18 protein-coding genes and 1 pseudogene are annotated in these 21,634 nt (G+C 61.9%); 11 read left to right on the forward strand and 8 right to left on the reverse strand.

Translation table 11 applies throughout. The features are described from left to right. Positions 1-2: 2 nt before the first annotated feature. The 4 genes from KJP30_RS15015 (at position 3) to KJP30_RS15030 (ending at position 2,941) form a co-directional block, all read left to right on the forward strand. Entirely contained in the window at positions 3-704 is a 702-nt protein-coding gene (locus KJP30_RS15015; RefSeq protein ID WP_224874231.1) for a dihydroxy-acid dehydratase, read from the forward strand. An 88-nt stretch (positions 705-792) separates the two neighbouring features. Then, the gene (locus tag KJP30_RS15020; RefSeq protein WP_218450071.1) at positions 793-1,566 is read left to right on the forward strand and encodes a DUF6478 family protein; all 774 of its coding nucleotides are present in this window, start codon (positions 793-795) and stop codon (positions 1,564-1,566) included. A 19-nt stretch (positions 1,567-1,585) separates the two neighbouring features. Beyond that, positions 1,586-1,963: a hypothetical protein gene (locus KJP30_RS15025; RefSeq protein WP_218450072.1), complete on the forward strand. Its 378-nt coding sequence runs from the start codon at positions 1,586-1,588 to the stop codon at positions 1,961-1,963. Positions 1,964-2,026: 63 nt separating this feature from the next. Further along, positions 2,027-2,941, forward strand: coding sequence for a DMT family transporter (locus KJP30_RS15030; protein ID WP_218450073.1), 915 nt, complete (start codon positions 2,027-2,029; stop codon positions 2,939-2,941). 20 nt (positions 2,942-2,961) lie between these two features. On the opposite strand, the gene KJP30_RS15035 is transcribed toward KJP30_RS15030, so the two are convergent. The 6 genes and pseudogenes from KJP30_RS15035 to KJP30_RS15055 form a co-directional block, all read right to left on the reverse strand. Next, on the reverse strand, positions 2,962-4,281 hold the full coding sequence (locus KJP30_RS15035) for an NAD(P)/FAD-dependent oxidoreductase (protein WP_218450074.1): 1,320 nt from the start codon (positions 4,279-4,281) through the stop codon (positions 2,962-2,964). After that, positions 4,278-5,096, reverse strand: a complete 819-nt coding sequence (locus KJP30_RS15040) for an ABC transporter permease (RefSeq protein ID WP_218450075.1) — start codon at positions 5,094-5,096, stop codon at positions 4,278-4,280. Before KJP30_RS15040 ends, KJP30_RS15035 begins: the two co-directional genes overlap by 4 nt. Before the next feature lie 100 nt (positions 5,097-5,196). Further along, positions 5,197-6,087 (reverse strand): ABC transporter permease subunit, encoded by an 891-nt coding sequence (locus tag KJP30_RS15045; protein WP_218450076.1) that lies wholly within the window; start codon positions 6,085-6,087, stop codon positions 5,197-5,199. Continuing rightward, positions 6,087-6,419 (reverse strand): TOBE domain-containing protein, encoded by a 333-nt coding sequence (locus KJP30_RS25230; protein WP_425515712.1) that lies wholly within the window; start codon positions 6,417-6,419, stop codon positions 6,087-6,089. Before KJP30_RS25230 ends, KJP30_RS15045 begins: the two co-directional genes overlap by 1 nt. A 273-nt stretch (positions 6,420-6,692) precedes the next feature. Then, positions 6,693-7,472, reverse strand: a pseudogene (locus tag KJP30_RS25235) (ABC transporter ATP-binding protein); the annotation flags it as partial. A gap of 65 nt (positions 7,473-7,537) precedes the next feature. Next, on the reverse strand, positions 7,538-8,623 hold the full coding sequence (locus KJP30_RS15055) for a polyamine ABC transporter substrate-binding protein (protein ID WP_218450078.1): 1,086 nt from the start codon (positions 8,621-8,623) through the stop codon (positions 7,538-7,540). 149 nt (positions 8,624-8,772) lie between these two features. Here KJP30_RS15055 and KJP30_RS15060 point away from each other — a divergent pair, with 149 nt between their 5' ends. Together KJP30_RS15060 and KJP30_RS15065 are read left to right on the forward strand one after the other, a co-directional pair. After that, positions 8,773-9,435: a GntR family transcriptional regulator gene (locus tag KJP30_RS15060; RefSeq protein WP_218450079.1), complete on the forward strand. Its 663-nt coding sequence runs from the start codon at positions 8,773-8,775 to the stop codon at positions 9,433-9,435. A 170-nt stretch (positions 9,436-9,605) separates the two neighbouring features. Continuing rightward, a complete protein-coding gene (locus KJP30_RS15065) occupies positions 9,606-11,000 on the forward strand; it encodes an aspartate aminotransferase family protein (RefSeq protein ID WP_218450080.1) in 1,395 nt (464 codons plus the stop codon). 47 nt (positions 11,001-11,047) lie between these two features. Here KJP30_RS15065 and KJP30_RS15070 read toward each other — a convergent pair whose 3' ends face one another. Further along, positions 11,048-11,425 (reverse strand): rhodanese-like domain-containing protein, encoded by a 378-nt coding sequence (locus tag KJP30_RS15070; protein ID WP_218450081.1) that lies wholly within the window; start codon positions 11,423-11,425, stop codon positions 11,048-11,050. 599 nt (positions 11,426-12,024) lie between these two features. Here KJP30_RS15070 and mutL point away from each other — a divergent pair. The 5 genes from mutL (at position 12,025) to lpdA (ending at position 21,187) form a co-directional block, all read left to right on the forward strand. Beyond that, complete coding sequence (gene mutL / locus KJP30_RS15075; RefSeq protein WP_343222780.1) at positions 12,025-13,869, forward strand: DNA mismatch repair endonuclease MutL; 1,845 nt, start codon at positions 12,025-12,027, stop codon at positions 13,867-13,869. Further along, a complete protein-coding gene (locus KJP30_RS15080; protein WP_218450082.1) occupies positions 13,866-15,035 on the forward strand; it encodes a DNA recombination protein RmuC in 1,170 nt (389 codons plus the stop codon). Before mutL ends, KJP30_RS15080 begins: the two co-directional genes overlap by 4 nt. A gap of 442 nt (positions 15,036-15,477) precedes the next feature. Continuing rightward, positions 15,478-18,135, forward strand: a complete 2,658-nt coding sequence (gene aceE, locus KJP30_RS15085) for a pyruvate dehydrogenase (acetyl-transferring), homodimeric type (protein ID WP_218450083.1) — start codon at positions 15,478-15,480, stop codon at positions 18,133-18,135. A gap of 25 nt (positions 18,136-18,160) precedes the next feature. Next, positions 18,161-19,426: a dihydrolipoyllysine-residue acetyltransferase gene (aceF, locus tag KJP30_RS15090; protein WP_218450084.1), complete on the forward strand. Its 1,266-nt coding sequence runs from the start codon at positions 18,161-18,163 to the stop codon at positions 19,424-19,426. Positions 19,427-19,438: 12 nt separating this feature from the next. After that, a complete protein-coding gene (lpdA, locus tag KJP30_RS15095) occupies positions 19,439-21,187 on the forward strand; it encodes a dihydrolipoyl dehydrogenase (protein WP_218450085.1) in 1,749 nt (582 codons plus the stop codon). A 261-nt stretch (positions 21,188-21,448) separates the two neighbouring features. Here the strand turns inward: lpdA and KJP30_RS15100 are convergent. Further along, the coding region (locus KJP30_RS15100) for a hypothetical protein (protein WP_218450086.1) at positions 21,449-21,634 on the reverse strand (186 nt) is incomplete at its 5' end.

A 21,634-nucleotide genomic window follows, 5' to 3' on the forward strand; every position in this document is an offset into this window, starting at 1 on the left:
CTATGTCGGCGGCGCGCCTTTTCCTGTGCGCCGCCGGTGCACTGTTGCTGGCGGGGTGCATGGCCTCCTCGCCGGACTCTAACCCCGACGGGGCCGATGCACGGGCGCGGGCGGGGTTGGCGGCTTTCTTTGCCGGTTCTGGCGGGACGCGTGTCACGCCGCTGGCCAAGGCGAGCCTTGCCGGTGGCGATGTGGTTGTGGCCGGGCCGGAGGGGTATTGCCTTGATCCGCGCACCAAGCGCAGCGGCCCCGAGCGCGGCTTTGCAGTCATTGCTTCGTGTTACATTATCAGCGGCGGCAAGGCTGGCTATTCCGTTCCGCCGATGTTGGTCACTGTAACGGTCGGCCCGCGTGGGGACAGCACCGACCTGCCGACGCCGCAGGCTTTGGCGCAGGTGGCCGGGGCCGATCTGCTGGATGGTCGGACGCGGCGCGGTCAGGTTACCGCTCATCTGTCCAGCGGTGGTGACGAGATGTTCGACGGCAGTGATCCGCGCTATTGGCGTTCGGCCTTTGTGCAGGGCGGACGTCTGGTTGGTTTGGCGCTTTATGCGCCGCGTGGCAGTGCGCTGGCCGGCGACCGCGGGGCGACGGCGCTTGCCCGGGTCAGGGACACGATTGCACGGCTTAGCCCGACAGTAGAGGCATCGACCCCGACCCCTAAACCGGCCGGCGGGGTCCTTGGGCGATTATTCAATCCTTAGGGATTGCTGCAATAGTTTCGATAGCGGAAACTATTCCCCGTGAAACTGACCCATTTGCATGCGAGGTCGGGGCCGAGGGGAAGGAACAATGGGGGCAAGAGTGCAGGACTGGTTGGGCCGGGCGGGCTTTGCCGCGACGCTACGGCGCTGGACGCGCATGGCAGAGGCGGCGCAGGACACCGATCTGCCTGATTTGCGCCTTCAGCGAACTCAGGCCCGCAAGTTGAAATCCCGGCTGGACGCGTTGATCCATACAGCCGACGCACGGTTGGCTTTGCCGCAAATCGGCAACCAGTCTTTTCCGCGCCCGAAGGATTCTGACTGGGCTTGGCGCCCCGAGGTCTGGAGCGGCCCTTTGCCGGTGCAGGGCATCGCCGCAGTTCAAAGCAAGGCACAGTTGGGCCGTGAAACGCGGCTTTTTCATGATTGCCCAAGGTCGGAAATGACCTTGCGACAGGTCCGGAACACACGGGCCGCCGATCTTGCGGCTTTTGGCCTGCAACTGGATGTCTTCGGCTTTTCCGGGTCCTATCTTTCGCTTGCGATCGACCTGCCTGAAAGCGCGGTTCAGGGGTTGACCCGTCAGCACCTTGTGCGGATCGAAACGATTGTTGAAATGGAACGCCCGCTGGAAATTTTTGCGCGGCTGAACATCCGCCACGGTCCGAACACAGAACAAGTGGTCAGGGAACTGCCGCTGACCGATCAGACGGTCGAAGTGGAATTCGATTTGGCCTATTCGCGGCTCAACGAAAAACGGGTTGAAAAAATGTGGTTGGACCTGATCTTTGAAGGCCCGCGCATGAACCAGGTCACCCTGCGGGACCTGACCTTCAGCCGTCGCAAGCGTGCGGCGCTGTGACCGTCAAAGGGGCGAAACCATGAGCAGGATAACACTGACCAAGACCCGGTTCCGCGAAGGCATATGGGAAGGGCTCTTGGTGGCGCAGGGCGGGGGCGAAACAGCGCCGCAGATCGTGGCCAGCATCGAGGATCGCCCGGTTCACGGTGTAACGGTTTCGGAAACGCCAGAGCCGGGGCGCTGGGTGGTCGAGGTGCCGGTTCCGGTTGCGGCATTGGGCGATGGTGTCAGCACGGTCCTGATCCGCGACGCCCGTGACGATTCGGTCCTGAACAGCTTTGCGCTGATCGCCGGAGAGGCGCTGGCCGATGACATCCGGGCCGAGGTCGATTTGTTGCGGTCGGAACTGGATTTGCTGAAACGGGCCTTTCGCAAACATTGCCGGGACACAAGCTGATCGGGTGCGATTGACCTTCGGGGCGCAGCGGTCCACTGTCGCGCCATCCCCGAAGGAGTCCCCATGTCCCCGCTGCGTGGCATCGCGCTGAAGCTGACCTCTGTTGTTTTGTTCACGGTCATGGCTTCGCTTATCAAGGCCAGTTCTGCCCATGTCCCGACCGGAGAGGCAGTGTTTTTCCGTTCCTTTTTTGCCATGCCGGTGATCGTTGTCTGGTTGGCGATGCGCGGTGACCTGTCCACCGGACTAAAGGCCAAGCGACCGGGCCTGCACGTCCTGCGTGGTCTTGTGGGGGTGACGGCCATGGGCTGTGGCTTTGCGGCGCTGGGGCTGTTGCCGCTGCCCGAAGTGACCGCCATCGGCTTTGCCGCGCCCATGATGACCGTTCTGCTCGCGGCGATCCTGTTGGGCGAACGCTTGCGGTTCTTCCGGCTTTCGGCGGTCATTCTGGGGCTTGTGGGGGTGACCATCGTGTTGTGGCCGCGCCTGACATTGGACGATGTGGGCGGGTCGGCGATGTTGGGCGTGACGTTGGTGTTGGTGTCGGCCGTGATGCGCGCCATGGCACAGATCCAGATCCGGCGCATGGTGGCGACCGAAGAAACCTCTGCCATTGTCTTTTACTTCTCGCTCACGGCCACCGGATTTTCGCTGCTCACGCTGCCCTTTGGCTGGGTGATCCCCGAAGCCTCGGTCCTGCTGATGCTGGTGGGGGCGGGATTGATCGGTGGCGTCGCGCAGATTTTCCTGACATCGGCGTACCGGTTTGCGGGGGCGGCCGTTGTTGCTCCCTTCGACTATGCCTCGATCCTCTTTGCGATCCTGTTTGGCTATTTCTTCTTTGACGAGGCGCCCTCGGCCATGGTGCTGATCGGTTCCGCCATCGTGATCGCGGCAGGCGGGATCATCATCTGGCGGGAACGCCAGTTGGGGATGCAGCGCGGCAAGGCCCGTCCGAACATGACGCCTCAGGGCTGAGCGCCCCCGGTGGAACAGGCCTAAAGGTCCAGTGCTTCGGCGGCGAGATAGGCGGGGGCAAGCAACAGGCGTCTGTGTCGCCCCAGCGGGAATCGTGGTGGCGGCGTTCCCAGCCAGTCCGGCGCATCAAGGCGTTCGCCCATGGCGTGACCGGCCACCAACCGCCCGGCGTAAGATCCCATGGCAACGCCGTTGCCGTGAAACCCAAGCGCGGCAAATAACTGGGGATGGCCGGGGATTTCACCCACGAAGGGAACGAGATTGCGCATCAGGCAGACAAGGCCAGACCATTCATGCGTGATTTCAACTCTTTCCCAGGCCGGGAACATCCGCGCGAAATCGGCGCGGATCCGGCGAGAGAGGCGCGACTGCGCAGCAGCGGTCGCCCGCAGGCCGCCGCGCATTCCGAACAGGAAACGGCCATCCGGCATCAGGCGGAAATAATGCAAAAGCACCCGCGTGTCATAAGACATCTGGTTGGACCACCAACCGGCGGCCTGTTGTTCTGCTTCGGTCAGCGGGCGGGTGACAATCACGCTGGATTGTACGGGCAAGGTGCGCCCGCGCAGCCAGTCCGGTAGGGTTTCATGGCTGTAGCCATTGGTGGCAAGGATCACCGATCTTGCGCGAACAGTTCCGCGCGCAGTGGTCAGAGACCATCCGGCGTTGCCGGTCCGGGTCAGATCCGTGACCGGGCTTTCAGCATAGAGTTCGGCCCCAGCCTGCCGGGCCGCTAATCCAAGCCCGGAATGATACTTGCGTGGGTTGAGAGCAAAACCGATCGGCAGCGTCATGCCGCCGTGCCATGGTCCGCCCATCCCCTCGGAGGCCAGATCGGCCCGCGAATGCAGTTGCGGCGTCACCCCATAGGTCTCGCCGGTTTCCTCGGCGCTGGCCTGCAATTGGGAAAAAGCACGCGGTTTGTGGGCCAGCAAGGTCTCGCCCTTTGAATGCAGGTCGACCTGCAAGGAGAGACGGCGGATCAGGTGGTCGACATGGTCCACGGCTGCGGCTTCGGTCCGTGTCCAAGCGGTATCGGCTCCGTCGCCAAAGCGTCGCCGCAGCAGCGCGGCGGGGGCTTTGCTGCCGCCGAGGCAGCAAAAGCCGCCATTGCGCCCCGAAGCGCCCCACCCGGGATGGTCCGCCTCCAGCACGGCGACGGATGCGCCCTGTTCTGCAAGCCGCAGGGCTGCGTTCAACCCGGTGAAGCCGCCGCCAATCACGGCAACATCGACCTGTGCGTCACGATCCAGTCGCGGCCACGCCGGGGCTGTGACCGTTTCGGCCCAGTAGCAGGTGCCTTGCGGCCCGTAAGCGGCGTCTTCGTACAGGCGGCTCACGCTGTGCGCTGCGCCGCCTGCTCTTCCCGGGTGCGCTGAACCGCGGCCCGCTTTGTGACCAGCGACGCAGTGATGACGCCGACCGTGACGATGCAGATCAGGATGGTCGAGAGGGCGTTGATCTCGGGCGACACGCCCAGGCGCACGGCCGAGAACACCTTGATCGGCAGGGTCGTGGCCCCGGGGCCGGTGGTAAAGCTGGCAATCACAAGGTCGTCCAACGAGAGGGTGAAGGCCAAAAGCCAGCCAGAGATTACGGCGGGTGCGATGATCGGCAGGGTCACCAGCGTGAAGCTTTCGAAGGGCGATGCGCCCAGATCAAGAGCGGCTTCTTCCAGCGCGCGGTCAAAGGTGCTGAGCCGCGAGGACACAACGACCGAGACGTAGCACATGGAAAAGGTCGTATGTGCCAGAACCACGGTCAGGACGCCACGATCCAGTCCGATGCCGATGAACAACAGCAGCAAGGAAAGGCCGGTGATCACCTCTGGCATGACCAGCGGCGCGTAGATCATACCGGAAAACAGCGTGCGCCCCGGAAAGCGGCCCGCGCGGATCAGGACATAGGCCGCCATGGTGCCAAGTACCGTGGCAATTGTGGACGAAAAGAATGCGACCTTGAGCGTGACCCAGGCCGCATCGAGGAACTCTTCGTTCTGGAGCAGTTCTCCGTACCATTTGGTCGAAAACCCGGCCCAGACGGTGACCAGCCGACTTTCGTTGAAGGAATAGACCACCAGCAGGATCATGGGCAGGTAGAGAAAGGCAAATCCCAGCGTCAGCGACGTGGCATTGAACCATGAAAACCGTCTCATGTGCAGCGCCCCCTGTCCCGGACTTGATCCGGGACCTCCCGGGTGGCCAACGAGGCCCCGGCGCGGAGGCCGGGGCAGGGGGGTCGGGATGTGATCGCGCTCATCTGTTGGCCTCCCGTGCCTTTTCCTCGGACCGTTGGAACAGCACGATCGGGATGATGAGGATCAACAGCAGCACGACCGCCACCGCCGAGGCCACAGGCCAGTCGCGGTTCGAGAAAAACTCTTCCCACAGGACTTTGCCAATCATCAACGTGTCGGACCCGCCTAGAAGCGAGGGGATCACGAACTCTCCGATTGCAGGAATGAAGACGAGGAAACACCCGGCCACGATGCCGTTGCGGGACAGTGGGATCGTTACCAGCCAGAAGGCCTCGAACCGGGACGACCCAAGGTCTTCGGCGGCTTCCAAAAGGCTTTCGTCCAGTTTTTCCAGCGCGGAATAGATCGGCAGGATCATGAAGGGCAGGTAGGTATAGACGATACCAATGTAGACGGCTGTATTGGTGTTCAGGATCGTCAGGGGTTCGCCGATCACGCCAATCCCCATCAGGAATTGGTTCAGCACGCCTTCGGTCGACAGGATCCCGATCCAGGAATACACGCGGATCAGAAAGCTGGTCCAGAATGGCAGAATCACCAGCATCAGAAGCGTCGGCCGCCATTCCTGCGGTGCGCGAGCCATGCCATAGGCGATGGGATAGCCCACCAGCAGCGTGCAGATCGTCGCCACCAGCGCGATGCGCAGCGAGCTGAGGTAAGCCTTCCAGTAGAGCGCGTCAGTGGTGAGAAAGGCAAAGTTCTCGATGTCGAGTTCGGCAAAGAAGGCTTGTATGCCTGTCCAACCTTCGGCCAGGTCCAGCTGAGGTGTGTAGGGCGGCCGGGCCAGCGCGTAATCCGACAGTGAGATCTTGAGAACGATGGCAAAGGGCACAAGGAAAAGCGCCAGAAGCCAGAGGTACGGGACGGCGATCAGGACGGCGCGGCGCATCATTCGTCCTTCAGGACAACGCCGGCGGTGGCGGAAAAGCTCAGCCAGACCTCGTCTTCCCATGTGATGCCGCGGCGGGAAATGCGGCGCGTGTTGGCGGCCTGCGCCTTGACCATTGTGCCGCCTTCGATTTCCACGTGATAGGTCGAGATATTGCCAAGATAGGCGATGTCGATCACCTTGCCCTTCAGCACGTTGGGCGCATCGGGGCGATCTTTGGCGATACCGATCTTTTCGGGCCGCAAGGCAAGGACGACCTTTTCTCCGTCCAGTGCCGCATCACCGTTCGCAGCAATCAGCGGGGGGCGACCGTCGGACCAAAGCAATTCCAACCCGCCCGGCGGGATCGTCGCGACAGGGGCGGGGGCAGCCGAAACCTTTGCAGGTGCGGCTGTCTCAGCCTCGGAGGGGGCGGGAAGGAGCTTTGGCTCTTCTTCGATCCATTTGCCAAAGATCGGGCTTAGAAGGCGATCATGCAGCGCGCGGCCCAGTTCATTGGGCTTGGGCCCCTCTTGCCGGGTGGCCGGAACCGCCTCGGCTTTGGCGGGCTCCGCGGCGGGCGCGGGTTTCGGCGCAACGGCATCGACGGGGGCTTCGTCGGGACGGGCCTTGGCCGTTCCGCGGATCAGGTTCACGTCGCCGATGAAATCGGCCACGTAGACGGAATTCGGCGCTTCGTAGATGACGTCGGGCGTTGCGACCTGCACGATCCGTCCTTCGTCCATCACCGCAACGCGGCTGGCGACGGTCATCGCTTCTTCCTGATCGTGGGTCACGATGATGAAGGTGGTGCCAGTCTTTTCCTGAATGTCCATCAGCTCGAACTGCGTCTCTTCGCGCAGTTTCTTATCCAACGCGCCCAGCGGTTCGTCCAGCAGCAGCAGTTTCGGAGCCTTGGCCAGCGAACGGGCCAGCGCCACGCGCTGACGCTGGCCGCCGGAAATCTGGTGCGGTTTGCGTTGCGCAAAGCGATCCAGTCGCGTCAGCCGCAGCATTTCCTTTACCCGATCGTGGATCTCGTCCTTGGGTTTCTTTTCGCGCCGCAGGCCAAATGCGATGTTGTCATAGACCGACAGGTGCGGGAACAGGGCATAGCTCTGGAACATCATGTTCACCGCGCGCTTGTTCGGCGGCACATGACCGATGTCGACGCCGCCCAGAAGGATCTGTCCTTCGGTCGGCTCCTCGAAACCGGCGAGCATGCGCATCAGTGTTGTCTTGCCGCAGCCCGAAGGTCCGAGCAGGGCAAAGAACTCGCGTTCGTAGATGTCTTGGGTGAGGTTGTCGATGGCGGTAAAATCGCCAAATCGCTTGGTTACGTTCTTGAATTGAATGAGGGGTTTCGCCTGCGGATCGGTCCACGGGGCAAAGACGGGTTCGGCCATGTCGCATCACCACAGGTCAGAAAAAAACCGCGCCACCCTCGGGGATGGCGCGGTCCGGTTTGGGCTCAGGTGCCCGATTTGATCTTGGTCCACAGGCGCGTGACGACGCGCTGCACTTTCGGCGGGTAGGGCGTGGTGGTGAAGGTGTTGTCCAGCGCTGCCGCGTCCGGGTAGATCGCCGGATCGCCGATCACATCCTCTTCGAGGAACTCCTGGCTCGCGAGGTTGCCGTTGGCGTAATAGACGTAGTTCGACGCCGCCGCCATGTTCTGCGCGTCCATGATGAAGTTCAGGAAGGCGTGGGCACCTTCGGGGTTCGGCGCATCGACCGGAATGGCCATCTGGTCGAACCACATCTGCGCACCTTCATCCGGTGCGTAATAGCTGATCACGACACCATTGTCGGCCTCGTCCGCGCGGTCACGGGCCTGCAAGACGTCACCCGACCAGCCTACGGCCACACAGATATCGCCGTTGGCCAGCGCGTTGATATATTCCGAGCTGTGGAACTTTTGGATGTGGGGGCGGATCGGCATCAGCACCTCTTCGGCGCGGGCGATCACATCCGGATCATGGCTGTCCGGGTCAAGACCCAGATAGTTCAGCGCGGCGGGGATCATCTCGGCCGGGGCGTCCAGCATGTGAATGCCGCAAGCAGCCAGCTTTTCCGCGTTTTCGGGTTTGAAGATCAGATCCCAGGAGGTGACCGGGGCGTCATCGCCCAGAATTTCCTTCACCTTCGCCTCGTTCACGCCAAGGCCGGTGGTGCCCCACATGTAGTTGATGGCGTAGTTGTTGTCGGGGTCGTATTTCGCCGTCCGGGTGGAAATCACGTCCCACATGTTTTCCAGGTTCGGCAGCTTGGACTTGTCCAGCGGCTGGAACGACCCTGCCGCGATCTGGCGTTGCAGGAAGGTGCCGGTGGGCACGACCACGTCATAGCCCGATCCGCCGGCCAGCATCTTGGTTTCCAGAACCTCGTTGCTGTCGAAGACGTCGTAGACCAGTTCATAGCCGGTGTCCTTCTCGAATTTCTCCAGAAGGCTTTCGTCGATGTAGTCAGACCAGTTGTAGACGCGCACCTCCTCGGCGGCAGCCAGTCCGGCCGCCAGCGCAAGGGACGCCGTCATCGTCACAAGTGTCTTGGTCATGTTGTTCTCCCGTTGGTCGCGGGGGTCTTTCCTGCCCCGTCCCCAATTTTTGATCATAAGTTGCGCTGTCGTGCAACTTCGGCGATGTTTCCATGGCCTGTTGTCCTGCGCAAGGGATGACGAAAGCGGCGCGCCCCGGGGGAGTTGCGATGACGGAAAATGCGGCAGAGGAACGGGGGCAGGCGGGCCTGCCCGCGCATGAACAGGTCTATCGCAACCTGCGCGAAGCAGTGTTGTTCGGCGCGCTGGCACCGGGAGAGCCTGTTACGATTCAAGGGGTTGTCGAACGATTGGGCGCAGGCATGACGCCGGTCCGCGAGGCGATCAGACGATTGACCGCCGAGGGCGCCTTGCAAGCTCTTGGCAACCGCCGCATCCAGGTTCCGGTGCTATGTTCCGAGACGGTCGAGGATCTGACCGAAGCGCGTCTGGCACTGGAGCCACGGCTGGCGTTCCGTGCCGCCGAATGCGCCCAAGCAGAGGACATCGCCCAAATCGCGGCCATCGACGCGCGCTTGGACAAGGCGATCCTGCGCGGTGACATCGAAGGTTACCTGCGAGAGAATCACGCCTTTCATGCCGCACTGAACGAGGTCGCCCGCGCGCCGGTAATGCAAGCGCTGACGGAATCGCTTTGGCTGCGGTTCGGTCCGTCGCTGCGTGTGGTTTGCGGCCAGATGGGGACACGCCACCTGCCGGACTGCCACAAGGACCTGATCAAGGCGCTGGATCGGCGCGATGGCGCGGCGGCGGCTCGGGCCATCGAGCAGGATGTGGCGCAGGGTATGGAGATGATTCTCAACAGTCTTTGACCCCTGTCTGGGCTGAGGATTTTCGGCGAATTATCATCTGAAGAGGCAGGCAAAACCCGGCCGTGAGCAGAGGCCGGATCGGCCGGGCGTCGCGCCCCTGCGACTGGCTGATTCGATTGACACGGAAAAATTTGATCATATTCTGCGCGCAACTTTTCCGGAGGCCGATCATGACCATCCTTACCCCCAATTCGCCCACTGCCGAACTTCAGGCCATGGACGCCGCGCATCACATGCATCCGTTCACCCATGGCGCTGGCCTTGCCGAAAAGGGCGCGCGCGTGATCACGCGCGCCGACGGATGTTGGCTGACCGATAGCGACGGCAACCGTATCCTCGACGGGATGGCCGGTCTGTGGTGTGTGAACATCGGCTACGGCCGGACCGAACTGGCCGATGCGGCGCACCGCCAGATGCAGGATCTTCCGTTCTACAACACCTTCTTCCAGACGACGCATGTGCCGGCGCTGAACCTTGCCGCCAAGCTGGCCGAGCTCGCCCCGGGCGATCTGAACCACGTCTTCTTTGCGGGTTCCGGATCCGAGGCGAATGATACGAATCTGCGTATGGTTCGTACGTATTGGGCCGAAAAGGGTGAGCCGGACCGGCAGGTCATCATCTCGCGCTGGAATGCTTATCACGGGTCGTCCGTTGGTTCCGGCAGCCTTGGGGGCATGAAGGGGATGCACGCGCAGGGCGGGATGCCGATCCCCGGGATTCACCACATCGATCAGCCGCATTGGTACAACGAAGGCGGCTTCAGCACGCCCGAAGCCTTCGGGCTGGAGCGGGCGCAGGCGCTGGAAACCGCGATCCTTGAAATCGGCCCCGAGAAGGTTGCCGCCTTTATCGCTGAACCGATTCAGGGGGCCGGCGGCGTGATCGTTCCGCCGGAAACCTATTGGCCGGAAATCCAGCGGATCGTGAAGAAATACGGCATCCTGCTGATCGTGGACGAGGTGATCTGTGGATTTGGCCGTACCGGAAACTGGTTCGGCAGTCAGACCTTTGACATCAAGCCCGACATCATGACCGTCGCCAAGGGCCTGTCGTCTGGCTATCAACCGATCGGTGCCTCGATCGTTTCGGACGAGGTCGCCAAGGTGATCGAGAATACCGAGTTCAACCACGGTTACACCTACTCTGGTCACCCGGTGGCCTGTGCCGTTGCACTGGAAAACCTGCGGATCCTCGAAGAAGAAGGGATCGTGGATCGTGTCCGCGAGGAAACCGCCCCCTACCTGAAGGAGCGCTTTGAGAGCCTGTCGGATCATCCGCTGGTGGGGGAGGTCAGGATCGTCGGCATGATGGGCAGCCTTGCGCTGACCCCGGACAAAGCCACGCGCGCGCCTTTCGCAGCCGAGGCGGGAACGGCGGGTTTCATCTGTCGCGAACGTTGTTTCGCCAACAACCTGATCATGCGCCACGTCAATGACCGCATGGTGATTTCGCCGCCCTTGGTGATTTCCAAGGAAGAGATCGACACCTTGATCGACCGCGCGCGCAAGAGCCTTGACGAAGCTTATGACCAGCTCAAGGACAAAGGCTTGCTGGTCGCCGGATAATCAAAGGCGGGCGCAAACCTGATCCCGGTTTGCGCCCATGGCCAAGTTCAGACCTCGACGCGTTGCGGCGCGCCGGTCGCCATATTGGTGCCGACGTAGGGCTGTTTCGCGGCCTTCCATGCCGCAAACCCACCCTCCATATGGGCGATGGTCTTGATCCCCGCGTCAATCGCTGCGCGCGAGACCCGTTCGGACCGAACACCTGATCCGCAATGAAACACGATGCGTTTGTCGCTTTGTCCGGGCAGGGCGTCGGCTTTGAAAAAGGCCATCGGCATCAACAAAGCGCCCTCGATATGCTCGAACATGTATTCCTGCGGGGTACGCACGTCGATCACGACGATCGACTTGTCGGCGATGCCCTTGGCGACCTCTTCGACGGACCAGGTCTCGAATGTCGCGTCACCCACGGTTTCTGTTTTCATTTTGTTGCTCCTTGAAGGCGGCTGCCTGTCTGCGGGATCGGCTGGGCCGACACCTGTCTGATCAACAATTCAGATAGTAGAAAGCAGATGTGATGCAACGGGGGTGGCCCGTGGTCCGGCGGTAATGTTCTGATGTGGGGAGGTGGACAGAGATTGCCCGGGCCGCCGGGCGATCTGTCTGCTTGCAGGGGCGTTCAGTTGTCCTGAACCATGGGCCTGCTGTGGCATGGGGCGGAAAGGGCCGCCAACCGTGCATTTTCCGGCGCCGCGAAGGGCGGGGCTGGTCTTGTCTCCCCGGCGATTTGCCGGGGTGGCTGTCAGTTTGCTTTCTTGATCGCCGAAACCGGGCGAAAGAAAGTTTTGGCGAAGCATTCGCCGTAGATGGCGGAAATGGCTTCGAAGGTGATCAGCGGGACGGGCATCTTTGCCTCCTTATGGTTTGTGTGAGATATTTATTAACGCAATAATCTTTCGCGTCAATCTGGCGTGATGATCAAATGTTACCCGACCTTGGTCGTAATTCGTGATCGGCGCGATTGCGCTAACGGGGCGCGAATGGGCCATTTCAGAATCAACAGACGGCTGCTAAATTTTGTGGTGTGAATACTCAAGACCGCAATATCCGCCCGCAGATCCGACAGCTGGATGAGGCCGCCATCAACCGCATCGCCGCTGGCGAAGTGGTGGAACGGCCTGCGTCTGCTGTCAAAGAGCTTGTCGAGAACGCGATTGACGCCGGTGCGCGGCGCGTGCGTGTCGATGTCGCTGACGGCGGCAAGACCCTGATCCGCGTCACTGACGACGGCTGTGGCATGGCGCCAGAGGATCTGCCGCTGGCCCTGTCCCGCCATGCGACGTCCAAGATCGATGGCACCGATCTGCTGAATATCCATTCCTTCGGATTTCGGGGCGAGGCCCTGCCGTCGCTTGGCGCCGTCGGACGGCTGACGGTGCAAAGCCGGGCCTCGGGCGAGTCCGCGGCCGAGATTTCGGTGTCGGGCGGGACGTTGAGCCCGGTCAAACCCTGTGCGCTGAACAGCGGCACGGTCGTGACCCTGCGCGACTTGTTCTTTGCCACGCCCGCGCGGCTCAAGTTTCTGCGCTCTGACCGGGCCGAAACCATGGCGATCTCGGATACGATCAAACGGCTGGCGATGGCCGAACCCGCGGTGGGGTTCACGCTGCGCGATGTGTCCAACGGGCAAGAGCGTGTGACCTTCCGGGTCGATCCCGAGACCGGCGACCTGTTTGAGGCGCTTCGCGGACGGCTGTCCCGTGTCATGGGGGCCGAGTTTGTCGAAAACGCCCTGCCGATCGACGCCGAGAGGGAAGAGGTGCGGCTGACCGGATACGCGGCGCTGCCGACCTATTCACGCGGTTCCGCGGTGGCGCAGTTTCTCTTTGTCAACGGGCGCCCGGTGCGGGACAAGATGCTGATCGGCGCCCTGCGGGGCGCCTATCAGGATTTCCTCTCGCGTGAGCGTCATCCTGCGGTTGCCCTGTTTGTCGATTGCGATCCGCACCGAGTCGACGTGAACGTCCACCCCGCCAAATCCGAGGTACGCTTCCGTGAACCGGGTGTCGTGCGGGGGTTGATCGTGTCGGGTCTGCGTCATGCGCTGGCCGGGGCCGGGCACCGGGCGTCGACCACCGTGGCGGGGGCCACCTTGGGTGCATTCCGCCCTGAACAGCCCACGCAGCCCCGGGTCTACCAGATGGATCGGCCATCGCTTGGCGTGCGACAGGCCAGCTATGCCGCGCAGGCCCCCAGCTTTGACGAGATGCCGGACACCTGGTCCGGGCGCGTGGTGGAAACGCCGCCCGTCGCACCCGAAGTGCCCTCGGAAGAGCCTCCGCTGACGGCCCGTCCCTTGGGCGCTGCGCGCGGGCAGGTGCATGAGAACTATATATTTGCCCAGACAGAGGACGGGGTTGTCATCGTCGATCAGCACGCTGCACACGAACGACTTGTCTATGAAAAACTCAAGCGCCAGATGGCGGACAAAGGGGTGCCGGCCCAAGGACTTTTGATCCCAGAGGTCGTTGATCTGTCGCCGGACGATGCGGCACGGCTTTTGGCCCGCGCCGATGATCTGGAACGTATGGGCCTCAGGATCGAACCCTTTGGAAACGGTGCCATCGCAGTGCGCGAAACACCCGCGATCCTTGGCGAGGTCAACGCCGAGGCGCTGATCCGCGACATCCTCGATGAACTGGCGGATCTGGGGGACAGCGGCCTGTTGCAGGCCCGTATCGAAGCAATCCTCTCGCGCATGGCCTGCCACGGCTCCATCCGATCGGGCCGCGTGATGCGCGCTGAAGAAATGAACGCGCTGCTGCGCGAAATGGAAGCCACGCCACATTCGGGCCAGTGCAATCACGGACGCCCCACATATGTCGAGCTGAAATTGGCGGATATCGAAAGGCTGTTCGGGCGCACATGATCCAGTTTGGTGACGTGTCCTATTCGCTGTCGGATTCCGTGGTCATCGCTGCCTTGGCGGCTCTTGGTTTCGCGATTCTGGTGTTGTTCTTGCTGCTGCAAGCCGCCCGTGGCGCACGCCGTGCCGCGCGTCTGTCCGAACCGCTCTTGCAGAACGTCAGTCATCTTGCGCAGCGCGTTCAGACCCTTTCGGATGGTCAGGAACGGCTTGCTGGCGGGTTGCATCACGTGTCCGAGGCTCAGGCCAACAGTCAGGCTGCCATGCTGGACCTGATGGAGCGCCGTCTGGCCGAGGTGCAGGAGCGTATGGGGGAAACCCTGCACGGGTCCGCCCGGCGCACGGCGCGGTCGCTGGGCGAATTGCAGGAACGGTTGGCCGCCATCGACAAGGCTCAGGACAATATCACCAAGCTGTCGGGGGATGTGCTGTCTTTGCAGGACATCCTGTCGAACAAGCAGACGCGTGGCGCTTTTGGCGAAATCCAGTTGCGGGAGATCGTGAACAAGGCGCTGCCGTCTGACAGTTACACGTTGCAGGCGACCCTTTCGAACGGGCGGCGGGCAGACTGTCTGATCCATCTGCCTCAACCGCCGGGGCCGATTGCTGTGGACGCCAAGTTTCCGCTGGAAGGTTACGAGGCGCTGATGCGGGCCGAGGGTAAAGAAATGGTGGCGCGCGCAGCTCAGTCGTTTCGGCTTGCGGTGCGCAAGCACATCCGTGACATCGCTGAGCGCTATATCATCGAGGGAGAGACCGCCGAGGGCGCCCTGATGTTTCTGCCATCCGAAGCCGTTTACGCCGAATTGCACGCGCATTTCCCCGAGGTGGTGCGCGAAGGCTTTGCTGCGCGGGTCTGGATCGTCTCTCCGACCACTTGCATGGCGACGTTGAACACCCTGCGGGCGGTGCTGAAAGATGCCCGGATGAAAGAGCAGGCCGGGGCAATCCGGAGAGAGCTTGCCCTGTTGCACGCAGATGTCGAACGGTTGGGCGGGCGAGTCGCCAACCTTGACCGGCATTTCGGCCAGGCTGCGCGCGACATCGAAGAAATCAAGATCAGTGCCGACAAGGCCGGGCGCAGGGCGCATCGGCTTGATCAGTTCGACTTTGAAGAGATCGAAGAACCCCGCGCCCCGGTCCTGCGGCTGGGGGATCCGGCAGAGTAACGCGGTCGGATCATTGACCGCGGCCCTCCGGAGCGGGCGCCCGTCCATACGCCGCTGACGGGAATTTTCCGATACGGTTGAACCGGATGCCGTGTCGCGCGTTATACTCCTAGAGAATCGCAGAGAGGATCGGGTGCCGGGCGCACATTCAGTGCGTCTACCTGTACCGGGTCTTTGAAAAGCGACCCCGGAAACCGGGGCGGGAGGGGGTGCCGTTTGTGCGCCGAGGTTTGTTTAATGTTAAACAACCGCCATGCGCGTGACGCATGGACGTTATGCAGTGGCCTGCCTGCCGCTGCGGCACTCCTGCTGATACACCACCTGAAACCGTCGGGAGGACACTGTGGGACGGTCAGGCAAACGCTTGCATCCACGAAAAACCTGCCGATAGTTCAGGGTTAAACCAAGCGCCATTCCGGGCGCATCAAAGGGAAGAGGGCATATGAAAGATACCCCCCAGGACGTCGATCCCGTCGAAAGCCAGGAGTGGCAGGACGCGATCGAGGACGTGATCGAGCGCGACGGGGCCGACCGCGCGCACTATCTTCTGGACAAGGCGGTGCAGCGGGCCCGGGCAGCAGGGGCCAAATTGCCCTTCTCGGCCACCACCCCCTATCAGAACACCATCTCTCCCGATGATGAGGTCGAGGTTCCCGGCGACACCGAGATGGAATGGCGCATCCGTACCATCAACCGGTGGAACGCCATGGCGACCGTGGTCAAGCGCAACAAGGAATCGAGCGAATACGGCGGACACATCGCGTCGTTTGCCTCTTCTGCGGCGCTGTATGACATCGGCCTTAACCACTTTTGGCGTTCGAAATCGGCGATCCACGGCGGCGACCTTGTGTTCTTTCAGGGTCACGTGATCCCGGGGATCTATGCGCGTTCCTTTATGGAAGGCCGGATCAGCGAGGAAGAGCTGAAGAACTTCCGCAGCGAAGTGGCGGGCGGCGGGCTGTCGTCCTATCCGCACCCTTGGCTGATGCCGGAATACTGGCAGTTCCCGACCGTCAGCATGGGTCTTGGCCCGCTGATGGCGATCTACCAGGCGCGATTCATGAAATACCTGCACAATCGCGGGCTGATTGACGCGGGCGACCGCAAAGTCTGGGCCTTCCTTGGCGACGGTGAGATGGACGAGCCGGAATCGCTGGGCGCCATTCACCTCGCGGCGCGCGAAGGGCTGGATAACCTGATCTTCGTCGTGAACTGCAACCTGCAACGTCTGGACGGCCCGGTGCGGGGCAACTCCAAGATCGTGCAGGAGCTGGAAGGCAACTTCCGCGGCTCGGGCTGGGACGTGATCAAACTGCTCTGGGGGCGTGGCTGGGACGAACTGCTGGAACAAGACACCAGCGGCAAGCTGCGTCAGCTGATGGATGAAACCATCGACGGCGACTATCAGACCTTCAAGTCGAAGGACGGCGCCTATATCCGCAAGCATTTCTTCGGCAAGTACCCGGAGACCGCGGAACTGGTGAAAGACTGGACCGACGATCAGATCTGGGCTCTGCGCCGGGGCGGCCACGATCCCAAGAAGGTCTACAACGCCTTCAAACGCGCGACCGAGGCCGAAGGTCAGCCCACCGTTCTGCTGGTCAAGACGGTCAAGGGCTATGGCATGGGCACCGCCGGTGAGGGGCAGAACACCACCCACCAGCAGAAAAAGATGCAGTTGGACCAGCTCAAGGCGATGCGCGACCGGTTCAAGATTCCGGTCACGGATGAAGAGCTGGAAAAGGACATCCCCTTTGTCAGCCTGAACAACGCGCAAAAGGCCTATCTGGCCGAGCGCCGAAAAGAGCTGGGCGGGGCCTTCCCGAAACGCGAAACCGAAGCGCCCAAGCTGGAAATTCCCGGGCTGGACAAGTTCAAGGGCCAGCTGGAATCGACCGGTGAGCGCGAGATTTCCACCACCATGGCCTTTGTCCGCATCCTGACCACGCTGCTGCGTGACAAGCAGGTGGGCAAGCAGGTGGTGCCGATCGTGCCGGATGAAAGCCGGACCTTCGGCATGGAGGGGCTGTTCCGCTCGGTCGGGATCTACAACCCGAAAGGCCAGCAATACACACCCGAAGACCGCGAGCAGATGTCCTACTACAAGGAATCGGAAAGCGGGCAGGTGCTGCAAGAAGGCATCAACGAAGCCGGCGCCATGGCGGACTGGATCGCGGCGGCAACCGCCTATTCCAACCACGGCGTCCCGATGATCCCCTTCTACATCTACTATTCGATGTTCGGGTTCCAGCGGATCGGCGACCTGGCCTGGGCGGCGGGCGACAGCCGCGCGCGTGGTTTCATGCTGGGCGGCACCGCCGGACGGACCACGCTGAACGGTGAGGGCTTGCAGCACGAAGACGGCCACAGCCATATCCTTGCCGGGACCATCCCGAACTGCATCAGCTATGACCCGACCTTCAGCTACGAAGTCGCGGTGATCGTGCAGCACGGGTTGCAGCGGATGTTCGTCGATCAGGAAGACGTGTTCTTCTACCTCACCCTGATGAACGAGAACTATCGCCATCCGGAAATGCCGATGGGCGCAGAGGAAGGCATCATCAAGGGGCTCTACCGCTTCAAGAAGACGGCCAAGCCGGCGAAGAAACACGTGAACCTGATGGGCTCGGGTACGATCCTTGTGCAGGCGATCAAGGCAGCCGAAATGCTGGAAGAAGACTTTGGCGTCACCTCGGACATCTGGTCGGCGACCTCGTTCAACGAATTGGCGCGCGATTGCCAGGACGTGGCGCGTCACAACCGGCTGAACCCCTTTGCCGAGGAAAAGACGTCTTATGTGGCGCAGACCCTCGCGAATGTTTCGGGTCCGATCATCGCGGCCACCGATTACATGAAGAACTACGCCGAGCAGATCCGCGCCTGTGTGCCGGGCCGCTACACGGTGCTGGGCACGGACGGTTTTGGCCGGTCCGACAGCCGGGTGAACCTGCGGCGCTTCTTTGAGGTGGATGCCAATCACATCGCGGCGGCGGCCATGGTCGACCTCTTCCGCGAGGGGCTGGTATCCGAGAAAGATCTCGAGGCGGCCCTGAAGAAATACGACATCGACGGCGGCAAGCCGAACCCGCGTCTGGTCTGACACGCGGCACGAGGAGAATTAAGACATGACCGTAGAAGTTAAAGTGCCGGATATCGGCGATTTCAACGACGTGCCGGTGGTTTCGATCCTGGTGAGCGTGGGCGACACGATTGCCGAGGAAGACCCGATCGTCGAATTGGAATCCGACAAGGCGACGATGGAAGTGCCGTCCTCTGCCGCGGGTGTGGTGAAGGAAATCAAGGTTGCCGAAGGCGACAAGGTTTCCGAAGGCTCGGTGATCCTTGTGGTCGAGGGGGCAGACGCGCCCGCCGCCAAGGAAGAACCCAAGGCAGACGCGCCCGCCGCTGCTCCGGCTGCGGCCCCTGCCGCGGCTCCCGCTGCCGCGCCTGCTCCGGCCCCGGTGACGGATGCCGGGTTCTCCAAGGTGCATGCCTCGCCGTCGGTCCGTGCTTATGCGCGCCGGGTCGAGGTGGACCTGAACAAGGTGAACGGCACCGGCCGCAAGGGTCGCATCCTGCGCGAGGACGTGGAAAAGGCGCTGAAGGCGCTGACCGTGCCAGCGGCGGCCAGCGGCGCACCTGCGGCAGGCGGTATGGGGATCCCGCCGATCCCGGCAGTGGATTTCTCGAAGTTCGGCCCCGTCGAAGACGTGGAAATGAGCCGGATCAAGAAGATCTCTGGCCCCGCGCTGCACCGGTCGTGGCTGAACATCCCGCATGTCACCCACAATGACGAGGCGGACATCACCGATCTGGACAAGTACCGCAAGGAAATGGACACGATGGCCAAGGAAGAGGGCTATCGCGTGACCCTGCTGTCCTTTGTCATCAAGGCCAGCGTCTCGGCCCTGAAAACCCATTGGGAGTTCAATTCGTCGATCCACCCGGACGGCGACAAGCTGATCAAGAAGGGGTATTACAACATCGGTTTCGCCGCCGACACGCCCAACGGGCTGATGGTTCCGGTTATCAAGGACGCGGACCGCAAAGGGCTGGTCGATATCTCCAAGGAGTTGATGGAGCTGTCCAAGGCCGCGCGCGAAGGCAACCTCAAGTCCAAGGACATGCAGGGCGCGACGTTCACCATCTCGTCGCTGGGCGGGATTGGCGGGACTTCGTTCACACCTATCGTCAATGCGCCCGAGGTGGCGATCCTCGGCCTGACGCGATCCAAGATGCAGCCGGTCTGGAATGGCGAGGAATTCGTGCCGCGCCTAATGCAGCCGCTGTCCCTGTCCTATGACCACCGTGCCGTCGACGGCGCCTTGGCCGCGCGTTTCGTCGTGACGCTCAAGACGCTGCTTGGCGATATGCGCAAGTTGATGTGGTAAGGAGAGAGATCGATGGAAGTCAAAGTACCCGATATCGGTGATTTCTCCGAGGTTCCCGTGGTGGCCGTTCTGGTCGCCGTAGGTGATACGGTCAGCGAAGAAGACCCGCTGGTCGAGCTGGAATCCGACAAGGCGACGATGGAAGTCCCGTCGCCCGCCGCTGGCAAGGTCGTGTCCATCGCCGTGTCCGAAGGCGACAAGGTGTCCGAGGGATCCGTAATTCTCGTGCTCGAAGGGGCAGACGCGGCAGAGGCCCCGGCCTCGGGGGGCGTTGAGCCCCCCTCGGCCGCTGAGGCTGCGCCTCAGGCGGTTGCCGCCACCGGCACTGCAAGTGGCCCCGGCGATGTTCACGCCGAGGTGGTTGTGCTGGGCTCTGGCCCTGGAGGATACACCGCTGCCTTTCGCGCCGCCGATCTGGGCAAAAAGGTCGTTCTGATCGAACGCAACCCGACGCTGGGCGGCGTTTGCCTGAACGTGGGCTGCATCCCGTCGAAGGCGCTTTTGCATGTTGCCAAGGTCATCACCGAAGCAGAGGAGATGGGCGCGCATGGCATCAGCTTTGCCAAGCCGCAGATCGACCTCGACGAGCTGCGCGCCTTCAAGAACAGCGTTGTCGGTCAGTTGACTGGCGGTCTGGACGGCCTCTCCAAGGGCCGCAAGGTTCAAGTCGTGCGCGGCTACGGCAAGTTCACCGGTCCAAACATGATCGAAGTGCAAGGCGATGAGGGCACGACCAGTGTCAGCTTTGACAACTGCATCATCGCCGCCGGGTCCGAGCCCGTTGCGCTGCCCTTCATTCCGCATGACGACCCGCGAGTGATCGATTCGACCGGGGCGCTGGAACTGGCCGACATCCCGGAACGGATGCTTGTACTGGGCGGTGGGATCATCGGGCTGGAAATGGCCTGTGTCTATGATGCGCTGGGGTCCAAGATCACCGTTGTCGAATTGATGGACCAGATCATTCCGGGCGCCGACAAGGATATCGTCAAACCGCTGATGACCCGCATCAAGGGCCGCTATGAAAACATCTTCCTCAAGACCAAGGTAACGGCGGTCGAGGCGATGGACGAAGGTCTGAAGGTCACCTTCGAGGATGACAAGGGCGAGCAGTTCAGCGACACCTTTGACAAGGTTCTGGTCGCCGTGGGGCGCAAGCCCAACGGCAAGCTGATCGACGCCGAACAGGCAGGCGTGGCGGTGGACGATCGCGGCTTTATCGCCGTCGACGGCCAGCAGCGCACTGGCGTGAACCACATCTTTGCCATCGGCGACGTGGTGGGCCAGCCGATGCTGGCGCACAAGGCAGTGCACGAGGGTAAAGTGGCCGCCGAGGTCTGTGCCGGTGAAAAACGGTTCTTCGACGCCAAGCTGATCCCGTCGGTGGCCTATACCGATCCCGAAGTCGCGTGGTGCGGCCTGACCGAGACCGAGGCCAAGGCGAAGGGCATCAAATACGAGAAGGGCGTGTTCCCATGGGCGGCGTCTGGCAAGTCGCTCTCCAATGGTCGCAGCGAAGGTATGACCAAGCTGCTGTTTGACCCGGAAGATGACCGGATCATCGGGGCCTGTATCGTGGGAACCAACGCCGGCGACCTGATTTCGGAATGCGCCCTGGCGATCGAGATGGGTGCGGATGCCGTGGACCTTGGGCACACCATCCACCCCCATCCGACCCTGTCCGAAACGGTGAACTTTGCCGCGGAGATGTTCGAAGGCACGATCACCGACCTGATGCCGCCTAAGAAGCGCAAGAAGTAAGGTCATAAGGCAACTGGCTAAGAAAGGGCGGGGGCAACCCGCCCTTTTTTTGTGCCCGGGCTGAGTGGTCCCTTCTGGGGTCGGGTGGCCCCGGGCCGCGATTCCCTCCTCCCTTTTCTTAGCTTTTGGTGTGTGACTCGGTTGTTTTGTTTGGTTTGGCTGTGGGTAATGCTGTGGGTAAGTTTGGTTTGGTGGTTTGGGTTGGGTATTTGGGGGTGTTGTCTGGGTTGGTTTGACCTTTTGGTTCAGAAATCTTTCGGACTAAGCTGTTGATATTGTTTTGTTTTCCTGATTTTTTGAAAAAAAGATGACGAGAAGTGCAGAATGGGCTTGCGGGTTTATGTTGGTATCCGTAAAAGCCCCTTCACCGACGGCGCTGAGGCGCTGACGGGACGCCGGACGGGACGGCGGGGCGATGCTCCAAGGTTCTGCGAGGCAACAATCTGA

This window comes from Antarctobacter sediminis (assembly GCF_019218285.1).
GTDB lineage: Bacteria > Pseudomonadota > Alphaproteobacteria > Rhodobacterales > Rhodobacteraceae > Antarctobacter > Antarctobacter sediminis.

What these genes read in the sequence shown, in the direction of transcription:
- KJP30_RS15015 (WP_224874231.1), top strand. Translation starts at nt 3, where the DNA reads ATGTCGGCGGCGCGCCTTTTCCTGTGCGCCGCCGGTGCACTGTTGCTG.
- KJP30_RS15020 (WP_218450071.1), top strand. Translation starts at nt 793, where the DNA reads ATGGGGGCAAGAGTGCAGGACTGGTTGGGCCGGGCGGGCTTTGCCGCG.
- KJP30_RS15025 (WP_218450072.1), top strand. Translation starts at nt 1,586, where the DNA reads ATGAGCAGGATAACACTGACCAAGACCCGGTTCCGCGAAGGCATATGG.
- KJP30_RS15030 (WP_218450073.1), top strand. Translation starts at nt 2,027, where the DNA reads ATGTCCCCGCTGCGTGGCATCGCGCTGAAGCTGACCTCTGTTGTTTTG.
- KJP30_RS15040 (WP_218450075.1), bottom strand. Translation starts at nt 5,096, where the DNA reads ATGAGACGGTTTTCATGGTTCAATGCCACGTCGCTGACGCTGGGATTT.
- KJP30_RS15045 (WP_218450076.1), bottom strand. Translation starts at nt 6,087, where the DNA reads ATGCGCCGCGCCGTCCTGATCGCCGTCCCGTACCTCTGGCTTCTGGCG.
- KJP30_RS15055 (WP_218450078.1), bottom strand. Translation starts at nt 8,623, where the DNA reads ATGACCAAGACACTTGTGACGATGACGGCGTCCCTTGCGCTGGCGGCC.
- KJP30_RS15060 (WP_218450079.1), top strand. Translation starts at nt 8,773, where the DNA reads ATGACGGAAAATGCGGCAGAGGAACGGGGGCAGGCGGGCCTGCCCGCG.
- KJP30_RS15065 (WP_218450080.1), top strand. Translation starts at nt 9,606, where the DNA reads ATGACCATCCTTACCCCCAATTCGCCCACTGCCGAACTTCAGGCCATG.
- KJP30_RS15070 (WP_218450081.1), bottom strand. Translation starts at nt 11,425, where the DNA reads ATGAAAACAGAAACCGTGGGTGACGCGACATTCGAGACCTGGTCCGTC.
- KJP30_RS15080 (WP_218450082.1), top strand. Translation starts at nt 13,866, where the DNA reads ATGATCCAGTTTGGTGACGTGTCCTATTCGCTGTCGGATTCCGTGGTC.
- aceE (WP_218450083.1), top strand. Translation starts at nt 15,478, where the DNA reads ATGAAAGATACCCCCCAGGACGTCGATCCCGTCGAAAGCCAGGAGTGG.
- aceF (WP_218450084.1), top strand. Translation starts at nt 18,161, where the DNA reads ATGACCGTAGAAGTTAAAGTGCCGGATATCGGCGATTTCAACGACGTG.
- lpdA (WP_218450085.1), top strand. Translation starts at nt 19,439, where the DNA reads ATGGAAGTCAAAGTACCCGATATCGGTGATTTCTCCGAGGTTCCCGTG.